Source organism: Mesorhizobium mediterraneum (assembly GCF_002284565.1).
GTDB lineage: Bacteria > Pseudomonadota > Alphaproteobacteria > Rhizobiales > Rhizobiaceae > Mesorhizobium > Mesorhizobium mediterraneum.
This window is the reverse complement of the sequence record NZ_NPKI01000046.1, coordinates 35,918-53,500: the sequence shown is the minus strand read 5'-3', so window position 1 is coordinate 53,500 and position 17,583 is coordinate 35,918. Positions and strand designations below refer to the sequence as shown.

The window sequence follows — 17,583 nt, the reverse complement described above, 5'->3', positions numbered from 1 at the left end:
CCGCAAAGCTGATCTTTACGGCCGACATAGACAAATTCCAACGTGTGGCAATTTAATTGACTACGATACTAAGGTATCAACACGACCTTGCCGGTCGAGCGGCGCTTGTCCAGAACCCGGTGTGCTTCGCTGGCCTGGTCGAGCGCGAAGCGGCTGCCTGTCGTCACCAAAAGCTCTCCGCTGGCGGCTAGATGGAAAAGCTCTGACAGGCTACCGCGGAGCACGTCTGGAGAAAGCAGCGGCAGCAGGGCAAACCCTCTCAGCGATTGGTTTCGATTGATCATCGCCTCCAGATCGGAGGCGCCGAGCGCGTATCTGCCCAGGGCGGCAAACACCAGTTCGCCGCAAGGCGCAAGCGCGGCGAGCGCTGCCGCCGTCATCGAGCCGCCGACAGTATCGTAGACGATATCGACGCCAGCGCCGCCTGTTGCTTCCCGGACCCGCGCTACCCAATCCACACTGGAATAGTCGATGCCCGCATCGGCTCCAAGCGACAGGGCAAGATCGAGCTTGGCCCGGCTGCCGGCGGCAGCGATCACTGCGCCGGCGCCTTGGCGCTTGGCCAGTTGGACCAGCAACGAGCCAACACCGCCGGCGGCGGCAAGGACCAGCACCGACTTGCCCTTTGGCGGGCTTTGCCGCAGCAGATGGAAGGCCGTCAGTCCCTGCACCATCAAGGCCGTCGCGGCTTCGAATGAGAGCGTGTCCGGCAGAGGCACGGCCAGCTTTGCGTCGATCGTCACATAGTCGGCATAGCCGCCAAAGGGACGCGTTGAAGCGAACAGCGGCGCCGCGACGCGTCTCCCGGTCAGCGACGTGTCCACTCCTTGCCCGACCGCCTCCACGATCCCGGCAGCCTCGACGCCGAGGACCATCGGCAAGTCCGGTGTCACCGCGTAGCGATCCGCGCGCATCAGCACTTCGAAGAAATTCACTCCGGCTGCATGAACGCGGATCAGCACCTCGCCTGGTTGCGGCTCAGGCTTCGGCATTTCGACGACGTCGAGGACGTCGGGAGCGCCGAAACGATTCAGTTGAATGGTTCTCATGGCATGCACCCATCGCTATGGCATCGGCTGCTGTTTGCCACTATCTGCCTGATCGCGACTACACACTCATTTGTCCGCTGCTGACCAGAAGGTGACCATGGCCAAGCTGACCAAGCAGCTGCCAACCAAAAGACTGCCGATGCTGCCGGCGGAACGCGCCCTGAAGGTGATCTCGGGTCGATGGAAGGCTGTCATTCTCTACCATCTCTTCGACGGCCCCCGGCGGCTGTCGGTGCTGAAGACGCTGGTGCCCAACATCACGCAGAAAGTGCTGATCCAGCAGCTTCGCGAAATGGAAGGACACGGCCTTATCAGACGCGAGATCTTTGCCGAGATTCCCTCACGCGTCGAATATTCGGCGACGCGCCTCGGCCTCAGCCTCGAGCCTATCCTTCTGGCGCTCTGTGAGTGGGGCCAGCACCACGCAGATGAGCTAAATGAGGTGGACCGCCTTGCCGACTGCATCATCAGGCCACGGCAGGCGCGGCAGCCAGCCATCGCTTGAATCAAAAAGGGGCGGCGCAAGCGCCGCCCCGGATCCTTGGGAGGATTGTTCCGGTCTGCGGTTCAGGCCGCCTTGACTTCCTCGGTGACGGCGTCGGCCTGGCGCGCCGCCTTCAGGACCTTGGCCCACCAGGCAACGTCGTTGACGAGCGCGGTGGCGGCCTGATTCAGATGCTCTAGTTCCTCGAGCTTCTTGTCACCTTGCCGGACAGCAAGGAAATCGCCCCACGCAATGTGGACGGCGGACTTGACCGGCGCCATCTGCAATTCCACGGCATACAATCTGAGCTGCTCGACTGCGCGCGAGCCACCGACGCTGCCATAACCGACGAAACCGGCAGGCTTCTTGTTCCATTCATTGGCAGCGTAGTCGATGGCGTTCTTCAGCACGGCAGTCGGGCCATGATTGTATTCGGCGGCGGTGAAGATGAAACCGTCGAATTCCGCAACCTTCTTCTGCCAGCGCTGCGCCACTTCATTCTGCGACGGCGCCCAGGCGGACGATGCGACCTCGTCGAAGAACGGCAGCGGGAAGTCGCGCAGGTCGACTACTTCCACGTCGATGTCGGCATGCGACTTGGCGATCTTGGCGATCCACTGGGTCGGAACGTCGGCAAATCGTGCGGCGCGGGTCGAACCGACGACAATGGCGATTTTGGGCTTGGACATAGAGGGGCTCTCCTTTAGGCAAATTTCTGGTATCGTTTAGATACCTGAGCTATATGAGTGACCGAGCAGATGACGCGCAAGGAGGCACCTTTTTGTTACCAAGGCACCCGCACCGCACCGAGGACTGCCGCGCCATCTCGGAAATCCTGCAGCGCGTCGGCGACAAATGGACCGTGCTGGTCGTCGGCAAGCTCGGTGACGGGCCGCTGCGCTTCAACGAGCTGCGCAGCGCCGTTGGCGGTATTTCGCAGAAGATGCTGACCACCACCTTGCGCGGGCTGGAGCGCGACGGCTTCGTCACCCGGACCGTGTTTCCGACCATTCCGCCGCGCGTCGATTATGAGCTGACCGATCTTGGCTACGAGCTTCTTGTGCCGGTCGGTGCGCTCGGCGAATGGGCGCGCAAGAACACCGAGCGCGTCAAGGCCGCGCGGGCGAGGTTCGACGGGATTCATGCCTGAAACTCTTGCGCTGCAAGGGTTTGCGCGCGGCGCGTAGCGCAGACGAATACTTCGGCTGCATCTGCATTCCGGCCCGCAGACGGCTTTCGGTGCGTTTCGACTTCGGGCCCGATTGGACCACCCTGCATGGCGCAGGCCGCCTCTTTGCCGCAATTGCTCACGCTCATCGCGCCGGTGTGGCACGTCGTTGCAACGCGGATTCCGCTCCTGATCACTTGCCGCTTGAGAGTGTGGTTTTCGGAGGCGCCACTGGCTTCGGCCTCGTCTCGTTTGATCTCGGTTCAGGCGGTTGCGGCGAACAGGCCGAACAAGGCTGCAAGCGCCTGCCAATGCGCCGTTCAGCAATCGTTGACGCATTGTCTTTTCCCCCATGCCCTGCCGGACATGGTCACGGAAACGTGCGAACGCGAAGCATCACACAGCATCGCTATTCGCATCTCTTTGCGGGAGGCTGGCAGCGGCGGTGCCGTTGACTTCCAGCTGACTACATCCAGCCGATCAGCCTTCCGCCGGAACCGCCTTCGGCTTGCCTTCGCCGTCCAGCGCCACCATGACGAAATCGGCATGGGTGACCTTCTCCATCAGGTCGGAGAGGTAGCGCTGCGCCCATGCCTCGACCTTGAGCGTCATCGAGGTACGGCCGACGCGCTCGACATGCGTATAGATGCACAGCGTGTCGCCGATCTTCATCGCTTTGGCGAACGACATTTCCTTCACCGCTGCCGTCACCACGCGGCCCTTGGCGCGCTCGGCGGCGCGGATGCCGCAGGCAAGGTCCATCTGCCCCATCACCCAGCCGCCGAAGATATCGCCCGCCGCATTGGCGTCCGAAGGCATGGCCAACGTCCTGAGCGTCAGATCGCCGATCGGCCGTCCATCCGCATAATGCACCATGCGCCAAATTTCCTCGATATCGATCTTCTCCCGATCCCGTATCGGGATGGCAACGGTGCGTCAACGCGCCGCCAGCCGGCAATGTCGCAGTTTGAAGCTCGGCTATTGGCGTCCGTTGCCAATGAGCGCGTAGCGGATGGAGCCGACCGCGGGAGGTCTCGGCGCTTGTGCCACCGGATTCGCGCGTCGCCCGCCAGGATGATTTCCGTGATTGTTTCAAGTGGTGAACGCCGGTTGTCGGGGAGCACCATCGGTGGTTACCTTGATGGCAATTTGGGAGGACAGCCTCATGCCCGGCAAGCGGGCGAAACGATGAGATTGGAGGAGACGATGCCAGGCGTTGAAGCCGCGATTAGGGAACTGCTGGAGAGTCGATCGGCCGCCACGGGCGCCAAAGACATCGAGTGGCTTATGTCCCTTTACTCCAGCGACATAGTCTATTTCGACCTCGTACCGCCGCTTCGCTATGTGGGATCCAACGCCCTTCGCGAGCGGTTCTTAGATTGGTTTCCCCGCTGGTCTGGTCCGATCGGCCAGGAGCTTGGCCAACTGGATGTCGCAGCCGGCGACGCGGTTGCCGCCGCATGGATGCTTATCCGAGCGCATGGCGCCCTGAAAACAGGCGCGAATGTCGACTACTGGGTGCGCGTGAGCAATGCATTTCGTCGATCTGGAGACAGATGGACGATCACGCACGAGCACGTTTCCCTCCCCGTCGACATGCGGAGCCGGACAGCAGTCTTGGACTTGACCCCATAGCGTCGCTGGAACAACGTTCGAGAGGGGATTTTGACGTCCTTTCTACACGCCTAAAAGCAACAGGACTTGAGGGCCAGTCACCTTTTTCACAAGGGAAGCCGGAAGCCTCAGTGACGCCAGAGGCGTGCGCCGTCTATGGTAGAGCCTGAATTCCGAAGCCGCCCGCGTCCATCATGCAGACCTGTGGTTTCATCGTGAAGCACCTGACATGAAGCTTACCTTTCACCCTCTGACATCAGATCTATGGCCCGCGCTCGAAGACCTGTTCGGTGAGAGTGCCGCCTGCAGTCGCTGTTGGTGTATGTACGGGCGTATCGGCAGTTCTTATCGAAAGCGACCAGGTGAGGAAAACAGGGCCGCGTTCCAGCAAGCCGTCGAGAATGGTCCCTCCCCAGGCATACTTGCTTTCGACGGCGATACTGCCGTCGGCTGGTGCCAGGTGACACCGCGAGATGCCGTGCCCTGGCTCGATCGGCTGTGGCAGCTGAAGCGTGTGGATGATGCGCCGGTCTGGTCCTTGTCCTGCCTCTACGTGCGAAAAAGATACCGCCGGCAGGGCGTCACGTCCCACCTGGTCGCAGCGGCGCTGGAAGCTGCAAGGCGTGCGAATGCCCCTGCGCTTGAGGCCTATCCTTTTGATGCCGATGTGTCGCCGAGCGCTTCCGGCTGCGGATACGCCTCCACCTTCGCTCGCGCCGGGTTCAGGGTCGTCGCCCGCAGGGTGCCAGCCCGCCCGATCATGCGTTATGATTTCAAGTTAAATGCTGATGGTGGCGTGTGATGCGTGGGCCGCTTGTCCACGAGGCAAAGGCCGCTTCGGGCCGGACCCCCGAATGCAAACGAAGTGCCGGTCGCTTTTTTCACAGGCGATGCCGGAAGCTCCGGTGATCGCGGCGGCTTGCGGCGTCTAGGTTGAGCAAAAATCCGGAGCCGTCGCGCATCCATCATGCAGACCTATGATTTCATCGTCGTCGGCTCCGGCTCGGCCGGCTCGGTTCTGGCCGAAAGACTATCGGCCTCGGGCCGCTTCTCGGTGTTGGTGCTCGAGGCCGGCGGCACCGACCGCCGTTTCTACGTGCAGATGCCGCTCGGCTACGGCAAGACCTTCTTCGACCCGGCCGTCAACTGGAACTACAAGGCCGAGCCGGACCTCGGCCTCGCCGGCAATGTCGATCACTGGCCGCGCGGCAGGCTGCTCGGCGGCTCGAGCTCGATCAACGCCATGGTCTGGATCCGGGGCGCGCGCGAGGATTTCGACGCTTGGGCAGCGGCCGGCAATCCCGGCTGGGGCTTCGACGACCTGCTGCCTGCCTTCAAGGCGCTCGAGGACAATCAGGCCGGCGCCAACCAGTGGCGGGGTGTCGGCGGTCCGTTGCACATCACCGATTGCTCTAGGGCTGTCCACCCGCTGACCAAGCGCTACCTCGCGGCTGCCAGCCAAGCCGGCCTGCCGTTCAACCCGGATTTCAACGGCGCGTCACAGGAAGGCGTCGGCATTTATCAGATCACCACCAGGAACGGCCGCCGTATGTCGGCCGCCCGCGCCTTCCTGCACCCCGCCATGAAGCGCAAAAATGTCCGCGTCGAGATCAACGCGCTAGTGACCAGGATCCTGTTCGAGGGCAAGCGCGCCGTTGGTATCGAATATCTCCAGAACGGCGAAACGAAGACCGCGCGCGCCGGCCGCGAGGTGATCCTGTCAGGCGGCTCGATCAATTCGCCTCAATTGCTGCAGCTTTCCGGGGTCGGTCCCTCGTCGCTCCTTGGCCCGCTCGGCATTCCCGTCGTCCATGCCAATGAGAATGTCGGGGCGAACCTGCAGGACCATGTCGGCATCAACTACACCTTCAAGGGCAGGCTGCCGACGCTCAACCAGATCCTGCGCCCTTGGTGGGGCAAGCTCATGGTCGGCATGCAATACATCCTCATGCGCTCCGGCCCGCTGTCGCTGTCGATGAACAATGCCGGCGGCTTCTTCCGCACCGACCCGGCGGCGGCACGGCCCAACATGCAGCTCTACTTCCAGGCGTTCTCGACCGTCATCCCGAAGAGCGGTGAGCGCCCTATCCTGACGCCCGACCCGTGGCCGGGCTTTTCCATCGGCCTGTCCAACTGCCGACCGTCGAGCCGTGGCGAGATCATGATCCGCTCCAGCAATCCGCGTGACTATCCGAAGATCGTCGCCAACGCCTATTCGACCGAGGCGGACGTGGCCGAAATGCTAGCGGCAGTGAAGTTCGTGAGGAAGATCGCCTCCATGCCGGCGATGGCCGACATCATCAAGGAAGAGGTGTTGCCGGGCCCGTCAATTACCTCCGACGCGGATTTGATCGAGGATTTCAGGAAGCGCTCCGGCACCGTCTACCACCCGGTCTCGACCTGCCGCATGGGGCCGGACGCTGCCCAAGCCGTCGTCGACCCGCGCCTGCGGGTTCACGGCCTCGCTGGCTTGCGCGTCGTCGACGCCTCGATCTTTCCCGATAACATCACCGGCAACACCAACGCCGCCTCGATCATGACCGGATGGAAGGGCGCCGAATTGGTTCTGGAGGATCAAAAATGAAAATCACCGACGTCAAAACCTGGGTCGTCGGCAATCCGCCGCCCGGCATCGGCGGCAAGTATTTCATCTTCGTCAAGCTCACCACCGACGGCGGCGTCGTTGGCTATGGCGAGGCCTACAACGCCACTTTCTCCGCGCATGTCACCGCCAGGATGGTCGAGGATATGGCCGAGCGCTATCTCGTCGGCCGCGATCCGCACGACATCGAGAACTTTTTCCGCCGTGCCTATTCCTCCGGCTTCACCCAGCGTCCGGACGTTTCCGCCATGGGCTGTTTCTCGGCGCTCGAAATGGCCTGCTGGGACATTATCGGCAAGGAAGCCGGCAAGCCGGTCTACAAGCTGCTCGGCGGGCAGGTGCACGAGACGCTGCGTTCCTACACCTATCTCTACCCGCACACCGGCAGCGTCCATTCGGAGGATGCGCGCGGCAAGAACGTCTACAACGATCCCGACCTGGCGGCCGAATGCGCGCTCGAATATGTCGAGCAGGGCTTCAATGCCGTCAAGCTCGACCCGGCTGGCCCCTACACCGCCTTTGACGGTCATCAGCCGCGCCTCGTCGACATCGATCTCTCCGCCCGCATGGTCAAAGCGATCCGTAAGGCGGTCGGCACAAGGGCCGACATCCTGTTTGGCACGCACGGCCAGTTCACCGCATCGGGCGCGCTGCGCATGGCCCGCGCCATCGAACCCTACGACCCCCTGTGGTTCGAGGAGCCGGTGCCGCCCGATATGCCAGAAGTGATGGCGCAGGTGGCGCGCGGCACGTCGATCCCGATCGCCACCGGCGAGCGGCTGACGACCAAGTTCGAATTTGCCCGTGTCATCGAGAACCGCGCCGCGAGCATTTTGCAGCCGGATCTCGGCCGCTCCGGCGGCATTCTCGAAACCAAGAAGATCGCCGCCATGGCCGAGGCCTATCACATCCAAATCGCGCCGCACTGCTATTGCGGGCCGATCGTCGGTGCAGCCAACATCCAGCTTGCCGTGACCTTGCCCAACTTCCTCATCTTGGAATCGCTGAAGCAGTGGGACGGTTTTCACGAAAAGCTGCTGAAGAAGAAGATCGAATGGCAGGACGGCAACGTCATTCCGTCGAAGGAGCCAGGCCTTGGCGTCGAGCTCGACGAGGCCGTCTGCGAGGCGCATCCCTGGACCGGCACGGACCTGCATTTGCAGATGATGCAGACGCCGTTGATGCCGTGATCGCGCGAGAGCTATGCCTTCATCGCACGCCGGGTTTCCGGCTAAGATCGAGTTCTGCCATCAGGTAATTGCCACGCAATTCCAGCATGTTGGCCGGATCGCCGGAATCACGCCCTAAAGGACTTGAATCAGTCTCTCAGCACGTTGATTCAATATCTGAGCGTCAGCGTGCCGGGCAGGATCTCGAAGGTCGCTGGTATGCGCCCCGGCGATTCACCGTCTATGTCGACGAGCGCGGCGTTCTTTTGCACATCGCCGAGCGGTTCGACAACCACTTTCTTGCCGCGCAAAATGGTGATTGCCGGATGGTCGCGATGCCGCCCGCCATAGAGCAGCCGGATGTCCCAGATCAGTTTCAGCTTGCCCGCCGCGCGCAGGATGACGATGTCGAATAGTCCATCGTCCATTTCGGCATCCGGCGCGATCATCATGCCGCCGCCGAAGAATCTTCCGTTGGCCACCGCCACCAGCGCCACCCGCGCCTCGACCGGGACGCCGTCGTCGACGGTGATCACAACGTCCTGAAACCGGTAGCGCATGAATTCCCACACGGTGCGCCAGTAGAACAGCGCCTTGGCCGACACCCTGCCCTTGCGCTTGTCGGCGTTGACCGCGCGGTCGGTGGCGCCCGAAAGACCGAGGCTGGCGATGTTGATGAAATGGCGGCTGGCCAGCGCGCCATGATCGTCGACATAGGAGATGCGGCCGGCATCGACCTTGCGAGCTTTGGCCTGGGCGATACGCTTCAGCGTCAGGTCGACCTCAGCAGGCAGGCCGAGCCCGCGGGCGAAATCGATGCCGGCGCCGCAAGGCAGCAGGCCGAGCTCGGCCGTCCGGCCGCTTTCTGCGAACGCCTGCAACAGCCCGTCGGCCACTTCGCTGGCGGTGCCGTCGCCGCCCGCCGCGATCACCAGGTCGAAGCCGCTGGCGGCAAGGACGAGCGCCAGCCGTTCAGCGTCGCCGGTCGCCTGTGTTTCGCGCAGCTCGAAATCGCCGAAATGTCTCTTGAGCGAAGCATTGACCTCGGGCCAATGCCGTTTGAGCCAGCCGCCGCCGGCAATCGGATTGAGAATCACCCCGACCTTCAAGAACGTCCTCCCCAAAGGCCAGCAACGACACTGCTGTCCTAAAAGCCCTTTGCCGGCATTGAAGCCCGCGCCGCTCTGCGGAGCAAGGGCCGAATGTCTGATCATGCTGCTCGCCGCAGATCAGGGCGTGTCCGCCCCCCCTGCATCTCGTCCAAAAAAACGCTGCGCCGCCGAGCTCAGTCCCCGATAATCCCGCTATTCACAGGCTCGTCGCTGTTTCGCCGAACGCTTATCCCCCGTATATTAAACCCATCTCAGGCGGCTACCGATCGCCAAGTCGAAAGGCAAGGCGAAACGGCGGATTTCCTGAGGCCCGTACGGCCCCGAATGAAAGCAGGCTTGCCTGTTTTGAGGAGGGATGCCGAGACCTACGGGGCCGCGGAAAGCGTGCGAACGCCTACGGCGGACCGATGCTGCCATGAAGGACGGCAAAAACCTTCGATGGCGCGCTGGACGAAGCTCGCAAGGGTAGAGACTGGCGAGGTCCCGAACGGACGCTGCCCTCGGGCAGTGGCTGGCAGGACCGTCAACATCAAGGCCGGCATGGCGCGACGTCTTTACGGAAGTTGCTGCCGCGACCGTGTCCTGATCTGACAGGGAGGCGCTGGGAGAAATCCCGGCGCCGACTGTCTTTGGGCTCCTGTCGCTATCCGACCGTCTGCTTCATTTGAACCAGCCGTCAGGTTCGAACACGTCTACGATTGGTGAGACCTTTCGGCCACAGTCAGCGGCCGTGAAAAATTACGCGGCGCACCGTCACGCTCATTCCACAATCGCGGCCAAATCCCGCCTTGATCCACAGCGATTGATGAGCTTTCAGCGTCGCGTGTCCTTTTCGGCCACGCGAACGATCCCAGTGATATTTGGCAGAGCAACTCAAAAGGCATAAAACCGTGATCAAGACCGCCCTTGTCGCGATGACCATCGTCGGTTGCGACTGCGACGCCAAGCTTTGCGAATATATCGGTGAGACGCCGGCCAAGTGGTCGACCATCGCCGATTGCGAAGCGGCCATGAAAAGCCAGATGCTGCACCAGCGTAATTTCAACTATCCGCTCGTCTCCGGCATCTGCCGCACGACGCAGACGCCGTCGTCACAGCTTGCCACGACGGCCTCCACGCCTGAGTTGACGACGGCAACGCAGAACGCCACCGACCGGCTCCCCTCAGAATTGAGCCGTCGCCCCAGCGTTGCGGTCGGGGCGCAGGCAACGGCGATGGAAACGGAGGCTGCCAGGCCGGTTGCCTATGAAGCGGCGGTCGATGGCGGTCGCGCCGTGCTCTATCGCACGAAGACCGGCTACGCCGTGGTCAAGACCGACCTCGGCCGCGCCGCATCCGCAACGATCGGCCTGGCGAAGCGGTCGGCTGACTGGCTGGCGGCCAAGATGCCCAGCGGCTAACTCGCCGCCTCGTCCCTTGCGCCGATCTTGCGCACCAGCGCGGCCGTCGCCAGCATCGTGCCCATGTCTGATATCATCGGCGCGACATGCTTGGCATAGTCGAGCGGCACGGACATATCAGGCAGCTCGAAGAAGTCCTTGGTCTGCGGCAACAGCAGAAAACCGTCGCTGCCATTGAGCGCAACCCGCGCCGGATCATCAGGCCGTGTCTCGCTAAGCCATGTCAGTGCCTGCGCCAGCCGGCCGCTTACCAGTGGCTGCGCCGCCTCGACATTGTCGGTGCGGAAGTCGTAGGCGGCATCGAGCTCGGGCACGCCGCATGACAATTCCTGCATCTTGCTAGCGAACATGCCGCGGAAGAAACCGACGGCCATGTTGGCCCGCCGCGCCGCCACCAATATGCCGGGAAACGGCACGACGGTCTCGAAGGCGACGACGACCCCCTTGAATGCTATCGTTCCGCTCTTGCCCGTGCCTTGCCGGAGATCCACTTCGTAAAACTCGAACGGAAATCCCTCGTAGCGGCCGGATATGACGTCGTCGAAGCGCTTGCTGTTGAACGTGCCGATCGTCTCGCGCGGCAGCCGATCGAACGAATTCGGTGTCACGTCGTGCTCGTAGCGCATATCCCTGATGAAACCGAAGATGATCGGCAGCAGTGTCTTGCGGAACGATTGCTGCAACGTGCTCGTCGGCTTGACCGCCTGGAAATAGAGCAGGATCGCCGCCACGAACCCGACGACATAGAGCAGCACATGCGGCGTCGAGAACCATCGCTCGTAGGGATCGGCGACCATATTGAAGAGCCAGGCCATAAGCGCCACGAACACCAGCACCAGGCCGACGAACAGCGGCACCCGCCAGCGGACTTGCCGGTAGGCCGAAGCCCGCCTGGCCTCATAGGCCTCGAGATTCCTTTTGATGTCGGCGATGTCAGTTTCGTCAGGCATGAAATCCGCTGCTTCCATCGCCATCCCCGTCGAAAGACCGATCACCCAGCTCGGACAATAGCTGATTTTGCCGAAAGTCGCGCGACTACAGCGGTGGGATGGTGAGCCCGCACGATTTGTCTGAGCCACCAGTCAACACAGCCATCAATTCCCGTTACCAAAAACCGTATCCAGACGCGCCAAAACCTTTTGCCTTAATGCACCCTCCAGCGCCTCGACTGGAACCAGCCGCTCGTGGTCACCAGCCCGCAGCCGCATGAAGGGGTGCAGCCGGTAGGCGACAATGGCGCCACGCGTGCCGGCGTCAGCGCTGATATCCACGGTCAGGATGCCCCCGATGCGGCCGGGCCAGGGCTGGCGCGCAAAGGCGGTGCCAAGAAAATCGCCGAGCCCATAGGCGACGAGCGCCTTGCCGATCCGCTCCACCGGCTGCAAGACGTGGGCATGGTGGCCGGCTATCAGCCCGACGCCTTGCGCGGCCAAATGCTGTGCCAGTGCCCGCGTTGCGGCCTGGGGAAAGTGCCGGAACTCCCAATCCCAATGTGGCACCGCGCAGGCGAGGTCAACATCGCTGCCGCGTGGCCATTGTGCCGGGTCGCCTTGCATCGACACACGGCCCGCGAACGCAGCCGCGCCGGCATTGCGCCACAGCGTGAAAGCGGCAAAGCCTATTGTCAGCGGCCCGACCGCAAGGCGCTCGACCGGACCGGCGACGGCGGTACCGATGCTGCGGATGCCGAGACGGTTCAGCGCCGCCACGGTCTTGTCGAACCCGTCGACGCCCTGGTCGAGCACATGATTGTTGGCGAGCGACAAAACCAGCTTCTCATGCGAGATGCCGGCGGCCGCCAGCGCCTCGGCGAGAAACCGCTCGGTCATGGCATGATGGGTGCCAAGCTTCGTGCCCATCGCCGCGCTCGGTCGCTCCACCACCGGGCTTTCGCAATTGCCGACCACAAGGTCAGCGGAGGCGAGCAGCGCCTTGATAGCCGGGTCGCATTGCGGCGCTGTTCGATTGGCCACCGCCGAGATATCACCGACAAAGGCGAGCCGCACCGTTCGCGCCGGTGGCGGCTCGATCATCGTTCCTGCCGCTGGCGCAAAACCATCGCCGTCGCCACTAAGCGTCGGCTTCAGGAAACGTGGCAGCCAAGACAATTTGTAGGAAAGCGGATAGTTCGACACGCGCAGCCTGCACCGGAATGAACGGCCACGGTAGACGATGAGCCCGATATAGCGAAGCGCTTCCGTTCGGATTCATATGGGCGAGGCGCCTGCGACAGGCGCGACACGCGAAATGCATGTATGGTCGGCATGAAGCCCTGGAGGACCAAGATGACGCGATTTTCGAGCCTGCTGGCATTCGCCCTTATTCTGCTGCTGCCGGTTGCTTCCGCTGATGCCGCATCCCCCGAACCGGCCGCCCTGTTCGAGGCAAAAACCGTAGCGGACCGCAACAGCACGCTTACCGCACTCGAAGCCGCCGCGCCCGGTGATCCCGCGTCGGCTTACGCCGCCGGCGCCGGCCAATTCTTCACCGCGCTGGAGATCCTGGCCGGCGGCCTGCATCGCCACGGTTTCGAGAGCCCGCAATCGTTCATGCTGCCGCTGATGCGGCTGCCGGTGCCGGACAATCCCAATCCCGAACCGCTGACCTACGATGACTTCCGCGCCATCCTGGTCGCCTTCCGCGACCGGCTGCAGAAATCCGCCGCCACACTTGGGTCCGTGCCTGCCGGTGCCGATATCGGCATGGAGGTCGACCTCACGCGTCTCGGCATCGATCTCAACGAGGACGACCAGATCGCGCCGAACGAAAGTGCCGCCGCGATCATGGCGTCTCTGTCACGCGGCGGCGGTGCGCCAGACGCGGCCGCACCTGCCCTCACCTTCCGCTTCGACCGCGCCGACGGCTACTGGCTGCAGGGCTATGCCGAGTTCCTGATGGCGCAGGCGGACTTCTGGCTGGCGCATGACTTCAGGACCATGTTCGACGGCTCCTTCCACATGCTATTCCCACGCGCCAAGCTGCCGCTGCAGGACACGCTCGTTCCGCCGGACGGCGGCATGGGCGGAAGCATGTTATCGTCCGAATGGCGCTTGGCCGATTTCATCTCGCTGGTGCATCTGGTTAACTGGCCGGTGGTCGAGCCGGAGCGCCGGCAGGCGGCACGCCGCCATCTCATGGAGATGATCCGGCTGTCGCGCGAGGACTGGAAGGCGATCCGCGCCGAGACCGACAACGACCGTGAATGGCTGCCCGGCCCGCAACAGAAAGGTGCCAGCCCGCTCACCGGCCTGGAGGTCGGCGAGGAGCAGGTCCAAGCCTGGCACGCCGCGCTTGATATGGCCGAGGATCTGCTCGAAGGCCGCACCTTGCTGCCGCATTTCCGCATCGCCGACAAAGGCATCAACATGAAGCGCTTCTTCGACGAGCCGAAGCCCTTCGATCTGGTGCTGTCGATCACCGGCCCGGCGATCGCACCCTATCTCGAAAGCGGGAAGATCCTCACCAGCGAGGAATTTGACCAGATCCAGCGCCAGTTCGGCGGCGCCGGGTTTTTGACGTTTGCGCTGTGGTTTAACTGAGGGCGTGTTTCAACATCGCTCCTGACACCCTTGTGTCAGCAGCTTAAGTTCGTCCCGCGCCCCTCGTCACTCCGCTCTTTCCATTTCGGCCGATACCTCCCATATTCGGGGCATGGCCAAACTTCCTGACAAAAAGACGCCGCCGCCGGCGCGTGATGATCGCGCTTCGCCGCCCAAGCGGCGCAGCCCGCTGACCGATTTCCTCGATGCATCGGAGCCGTTGCACAAGGGCGGCTTCGCCGAGGCGCCGCAGGCCGAATTCTCAGGCACGCCGCTGACCGGCTCGATCGCCGATTGGGCCGAGCAGATAGAGCAGGAAGCCGAGCGCCAAATCTCCCCCCTTGAGGGGGAGATGTCGCCGAAGGCGACAGAGGGGGTCGGCAAAGGAAGTGCTCAGCATAAGGAACCGTCGAGCCCGGCCGCACCGACCCCACCCGACGGCTCCGCCGCCACCCTCCCCTCAAGGGGGAGGGAAGGCGCCAAGGCGAAAAAAATCCCCGAGCGCTCCTCCTCCCCCGGCCGCACGGCGCGAGGAACCTCGATGGGCGGCGCGGCTTCGGCCAGGGAGCGCACCGCGGCCGGCCTCAATCCGGTCGCCGGCCTCGATGTTTCGCTGGAGGAAGCCGAGACGATGGCCTCCGGCGGTGTCACCGCCACTGTCGCCGCGCTGTCGGCGCTGATCGAATCCGGCAACCCGCTGCACAAGGACGGCGTGCTGTGGACACCGCACCGCCCGGCCCGGCCCGAAAAATCCGAAGGCGGCATCGCCATCAAGATGGTGTCGGATTTCGAGCCGGCCGGCGACCAGCCGACGGCGATCAAGGATCTTGTCGAAGGCGTCAACGACAATGACCGCACCCAGGTGCTGCTCGGCGTCACCGGCTCGGGAAAAACCTTCACCATGGCCAAGGTGATCGAGGAGACGCAGCGTCCTGCTCTGATCCTCGCCCCCAACAAGACGCTGGCCGCACAGCTCTATTCCGAGTTCAAGAAATTCTTCCCGGAAAACGCCGTCGAGTATTTCGTCTCCTACTACGACTACTACCAGCCGGAAGCCTATGTGCCTCGGACGGATACCTTCATCGAGAAGGAATCGTCGATCAACGAACAGATCGACCGCATGCGCCACTCGGCGACGCGCTCGCTGCTGGAGCGCGACGACGTCATCATCGTCGCCTCGGTGTCCTGCATCTACGGTATCGGCTCGGTCGAGACCTATACGGCGATGACCTTTCAGATGCAGATCGGCGACCGGCTCGACCAGCGGGCGCTGCTCGCCGACCTCGTCGCTCAGCAATACAAGCGTCAGGATATCAACTTCGTCCGCGGCTCGTTCCGCGTGCGCGGTGACACGATCGAGATTTTTCCGGCTCACCTTGAGGATCGCGCATGGCGCATTTCGCTGTTCGGCGACGAGATCGAGGCGATCACTGAGTTCGACCCGCTGACCGGCCAGAAGACCGGCGAGTTGAAGAGCGTCAAGATCTACGCCAATTCGCACTATGTCACGCCGCGCCCGACCCTCAATCAGGCCATCAAGTCGATCAAGGAAGAGCTCAAGCACCGGCTGGTCGAACTCGAACGGTCCGGTCGCTTGCTCGAGGCGCAGCGGCTGGAGCAGCGCTGCCGCTTCGATCTGGAGATGCTGGAAGCGACCGGCTCCTGCGCCGGCATCGAGAACTATTCGCGCTATCTCACCGGCCGCCAGCCGGGCGATCCGCCGCCGACCCTGTTCGAATACATTCCTGACAATGCGCTGGTCTTCATCGACGAAAGCCATGTCACCGTGCCGCAGATCGGCGGCATGTATCGCGGCGACTTTCGCCGCAAGGCGACGCTGGCCGAATACGGCTTCCGTCTGCCGTCCTGCATGGACAACCGGCCGCTGCGCTTTGAGGAGTGGGACGCCATGCGCCCGCTCTCCGTCGCGGTTTCGGCGACGCCCGGCGGCTGGGAAATGGAGCAGTCCGGTGGCGTCTTCGCCGAGCAGGTCATCCGCCCGACCGGCCTGATCGATCCGCCGGTCGAGGTGCGTCCGGCCAAGACCCAGGTCGACGACGTCGTCGGCGAAATCCGCGACACGACAAAAGCCGGCTACCGCACGCTGGTCACAGTGCTGACCAAGCGCATGGCCGAGGACCTCACCGAATATCTGCACGAGCAGGGCATCCGCGTCCGCTACATGCACTCCGACATCGACACGCTGGAGCGCATCGAGATCCTGCGCGACTTGCGCCTCGGCGCCTTCGACGTGCTGGTCGGCATCAACCTTTTGCGCGAAGGCCTCGACATCCCGGAATGTGGTTTCGTCGCCATTCTCGATGCCGACAAGGAGGGCTTCCTGCGCTCGGAAACCTCGCTGATCCAGACCATCGGCCGCGCCGCCAGAAACGTCGACGGCAAGGTCATCCTCTACGCCGACCAGGTCACCGGCTCGATGGAGCGGGCGATGGCGGAAACCAACCGCCGTCGCGAAAAGCAGATGGAGTGGAACGCGGCCAACGGCATCACCCCGGAATCGGTCAAGTCGCGCATCTCCGACATCCTGGACTCGGTCTACGAGAAGGATCATGTCCGCGCCGACATCTCGCAGTTCACCGACAGCGCCGGCGCGATGATGGGCAACAACCTGAAAGCCCATCTCGACGCGATGGACAAGCAGATGCGCGACGCCGCCGCCAATCTCGACTTCGAGAAGGCGGCCCGCATCCGCGACGAGATCAAGCGACTGCGCGAGATGGAGCTGTCCATCTCCGACGATCCGCTGGCCAAATATGCCGACATGGAAAGCCCGGTTTCGGGCCGCGAGAAGGGCAAGCACAACAAGGGCGTGGCCAAACATCGTACATCAGAGGAACAAGAGCGTTTCCGCAAACTGGACGCGGCACGTGCCGCCGAAGAGGCGGCCAAGGCTGCCCGGCCCAACCTCTTCCGCAAGCCGGAGCTCGACGAAATGGGCGCTGACGGCGCTGTGCCGGTGAAGAAGCCGTTGTTCGCCAAGCCGTCGCTGGACGATATGGGGCCTGGCACCGACATGCCGAAGCCGTCAGGCGCGGTGTCGCGTTCGCTGTTCAAGAAGCAGTCGGCGCAGGAGGCGCACGGCTCGGATTTCGGTATACCGGGTGAACCGACCAAGCCGCTGTTCAAGAAGAACTCGCTGGACGAGATGACAGTGCGCCGCACCGAAAAGCCGGTCGAGGGAAAAGTGCCGGCCAAGCCACAACCGATCTCCCCCCAAGTGGGGGGCGATTCCGCCAAGCCGATCGTTCGCCAGCGCGCTGGCATCGGTTCCTACGAAGACCCCGCCGACGCCCGCCGCGAAAAACGCCGGCCGGGCAAGACAGGGCGGCCGGGAAAGTAGCGCCTTCCCTTCTCCCCCTGTGGGAGAAGGTGGATCGGCGCGCAGCGCCGAGACGGTTGAGGGGTGTTCCAGCGGAGTGAGACGT

The 17,583-nt window shown here is 63.1% G+C and carries 15 protein-coding genes; 9 read left to right on the top strand and 6 right to left on the bottom strand.

The features are described 5' to 3' along the window. Window positions 1–68: 68 nt before the first annotated feature. Window positions 69–1,049, bottom strand: a complete 981-nt coding sequence (locus CIT25_RS30770; RefSeq protein WP_095488878.1) for a quinone oxidoreductase family protein — start codon at window positions 1,047–1,049, stop codon at window positions 69–71. A gap of 97 nt (window positions 1,050–1,146) precedes the next feature. Between CIT25_RS30770 and CIT25_RS30765 the strand changes: the two genes are divergently transcribed. Next, window positions 1,147–1,554 carry a winged helix-turn-helix transcriptional regulator gene (locus CIT25_RS30765; RefSeq protein ID WP_095489217.1) on the top strand — a complete coding sequence of 136 codons (408 nt, stop codon included), beginning with the start codon at window positions 1,147–1,149 and terminating at the stop codon, window positions 1,552–1,554. A 62-nt stretch (window positions 1,555–1,616) separates the two neighbouring features. On the opposite strand, the gene CIT25_RS30760 is transcribed toward CIT25_RS30765, so the two are convergent. Next, on the bottom strand, window positions 1,617–2,222 hold the full coding sequence (locus CIT25_RS30760; RefSeq protein ID WP_095488877.1) for an NADPH-dependent FMN reductase: 606 nt from the start codon (window positions 2,220–2,222) through the stop codon (window positions 1,617–1,619). 92 nt (window positions 2,223–2,314) lie between these two features. Between CIT25_RS30760 and CIT25_RS30755 the strand changes: the two genes are divergently transcribed. Beyond that, the gene (locus tag CIT25_RS30755; RefSeq protein ID WP_029350030.1) at window positions 2,315–2,683 is read left to right on the top strand and encodes a winged helix-turn-helix transcriptional regulator; all 369 of its coding nucleotides are present in this window, start codon (window positions 2,315–2,317) and stop codon (window positions 2,681–2,683) included. 498 nt (window positions 2,684–3,181) lie between these two features. Here the strand turns inward: CIT25_RS30755 and CIT25_RS30745 are convergent, their stop codons facing one another. Continuing rightward, complete coding sequence (locus CIT25_RS30745; protein WP_095488875.1) at window positions 3,182–3,577, bottom strand: acyl-CoA thioesterase; 396 nt, start codon at window positions 3,575–3,577, stop codon at window positions 3,182–3,184. Between the two features lie 207 nt (window positions 3,578–3,784). Here CIT25_RS30745 and CIT25_RS30740 point away from each other — a divergent pair, with 207 nt between their 5' ends. The 4 genes from CIT25_RS30740 (at window position 3,785) to CIT25_RS30725 (ending at window position 8,107) form a co-directional block, all read left to right on the top strand. Then, window positions 3,785–4,336 (top strand): YybH family protein, encoded by a 552-nt coding sequence (locus tag CIT25_RS30740; protein WP_158302695.1) that lies wholly within the window; start codon window positions 3,785–3,787, stop codon window positions 4,334–4,336. A 208-nt stretch (window positions 4,337–4,544) separates the two neighbouring features. Continuing rightward, the gene (locus tag CIT25_RS30735) at window positions 4,545–5,117 is read left to right on the top strand and encodes a GNAT family N-acetyltransferase (protein ID WP_206073022.1); all 573 of its coding nucleotides are present in this window, start codon (window positions 4,545–4,547) and stop codon (window positions 5,115–5,117) included. Window positions 5,118–5,282: 165 nt separating this feature from the next. Then, the gene (locus tag CIT25_RS30730) at window positions 5,283–6,899 is read left to right on the top strand and encodes a GMC family oxidoreductase (protein ID WP_095488873.1); all 1,617 of its coding nucleotides are present in this window, start codon (window positions 5,283–5,285) and stop codon (window positions 6,897–6,899) included. Then, window positions 6,896–8,107, top strand: a complete 1,212-nt coding sequence (locus CIT25_RS30725) for a mandelate racemase/muconate lactonizing enzyme family protein (RefSeq protein WP_095488872.1) — start codon at window positions 6,896–6,898, stop codon at window positions 8,105–8,107. Before CIT25_RS30730 ends, CIT25_RS30725 begins: the two co-directional genes overlap by 4 nt. A 149-nt stretch (window positions 8,108–8,256) precedes the next feature. On the opposite strand, the gene CIT25_RS30720 is transcribed toward CIT25_RS30725, so the two are convergent. After that, window positions 8,257–9,195, bottom strand: a complete 939-nt coding sequence (locus CIT25_RS30720; RefSeq protein ID WP_095488871.1) for a diacylglycerol/lipid kinase family protein — start codon at window positions 9,193–9,195, stop codon at window positions 8,257–8,259. An 893-nt stretch (window positions 9,196–10,088) separates the two neighbouring features. On the opposite strand from CIT25_RS30720, the gene CIT25_RS30715 reads away from it, so the two are divergent. Continuing rightward, the gene (locus CIT25_RS30715; protein ID WP_095488870.1) at window positions 10,089–10,598 is read left to right on the top strand and encodes a hypothetical protein; all 510 of its coding nucleotides are present in this window, start codon (window positions 10,089–10,091) and stop codon (window positions 10,596–10,598) included. Here the strand turns inward: CIT25_RS30715 and CIT25_RS30710 are convergent. Both CIT25_RS30710 and CIT25_RS30705 read right to left on the bottom strand, forming a co-directional pair. Next, window positions 10,595–11,566, bottom strand: coding sequence for a DUF3137 domain-containing protein (locus CIT25_RS30710; RefSeq protein ID WP_095489215.1), 972 nt, complete (start codon window positions 11,564–11,566; stop codon window positions 10,595–10,597). The two genes, CIT25_RS30715 and CIT25_RS30710, sit on opposite strands and share 4 nt — an antisense overlap. A 126-nt stretch (window positions 11,567–11,692) precedes the next feature. Next, a complete protein-coding gene (locus CIT25_RS30705; protein WP_095488869.1) occupies window positions 11,693–12,733 on the bottom strand; it encodes a CapA family protein in 1,041 nt (346 codons plus the stop codon). Window positions 12,734–12,883: 150 nt separating this feature from the next. Here CIT25_RS30705 and CIT25_RS30700 point away from each other — a divergent pair, with 150 nt between their 5' ends. Together CIT25_RS30700 and uvrB are read left to right on the top strand one after the other, a co-directional pair. Next, the gene (locus CIT25_RS30700) at window positions 12,884–14,137 is read left to right on the top strand and encodes a hypothetical protein (protein WP_095489214.1); all 1,254 of its coding nucleotides are present in this window, start codon (window positions 12,884–12,886) and stop codon (window positions 14,135–14,137) included. A gap of 112 nt (window positions 14,138–14,249) precedes the next feature. Further along, window positions 14,250–17,498: an excinuclease ABC subunit UvrB gene (uvrB, locus tag CIT25_RS30695; protein ID WP_095488868.1), complete on the top strand. Its 3,249-nt coding sequence runs from the start codon at window positions 14,250–14,252 to the stop codon at window positions 17,496–17,498. The last annotated feature ends 85 nt before the right edge of the window (window positions 17,499–17,583 follow it).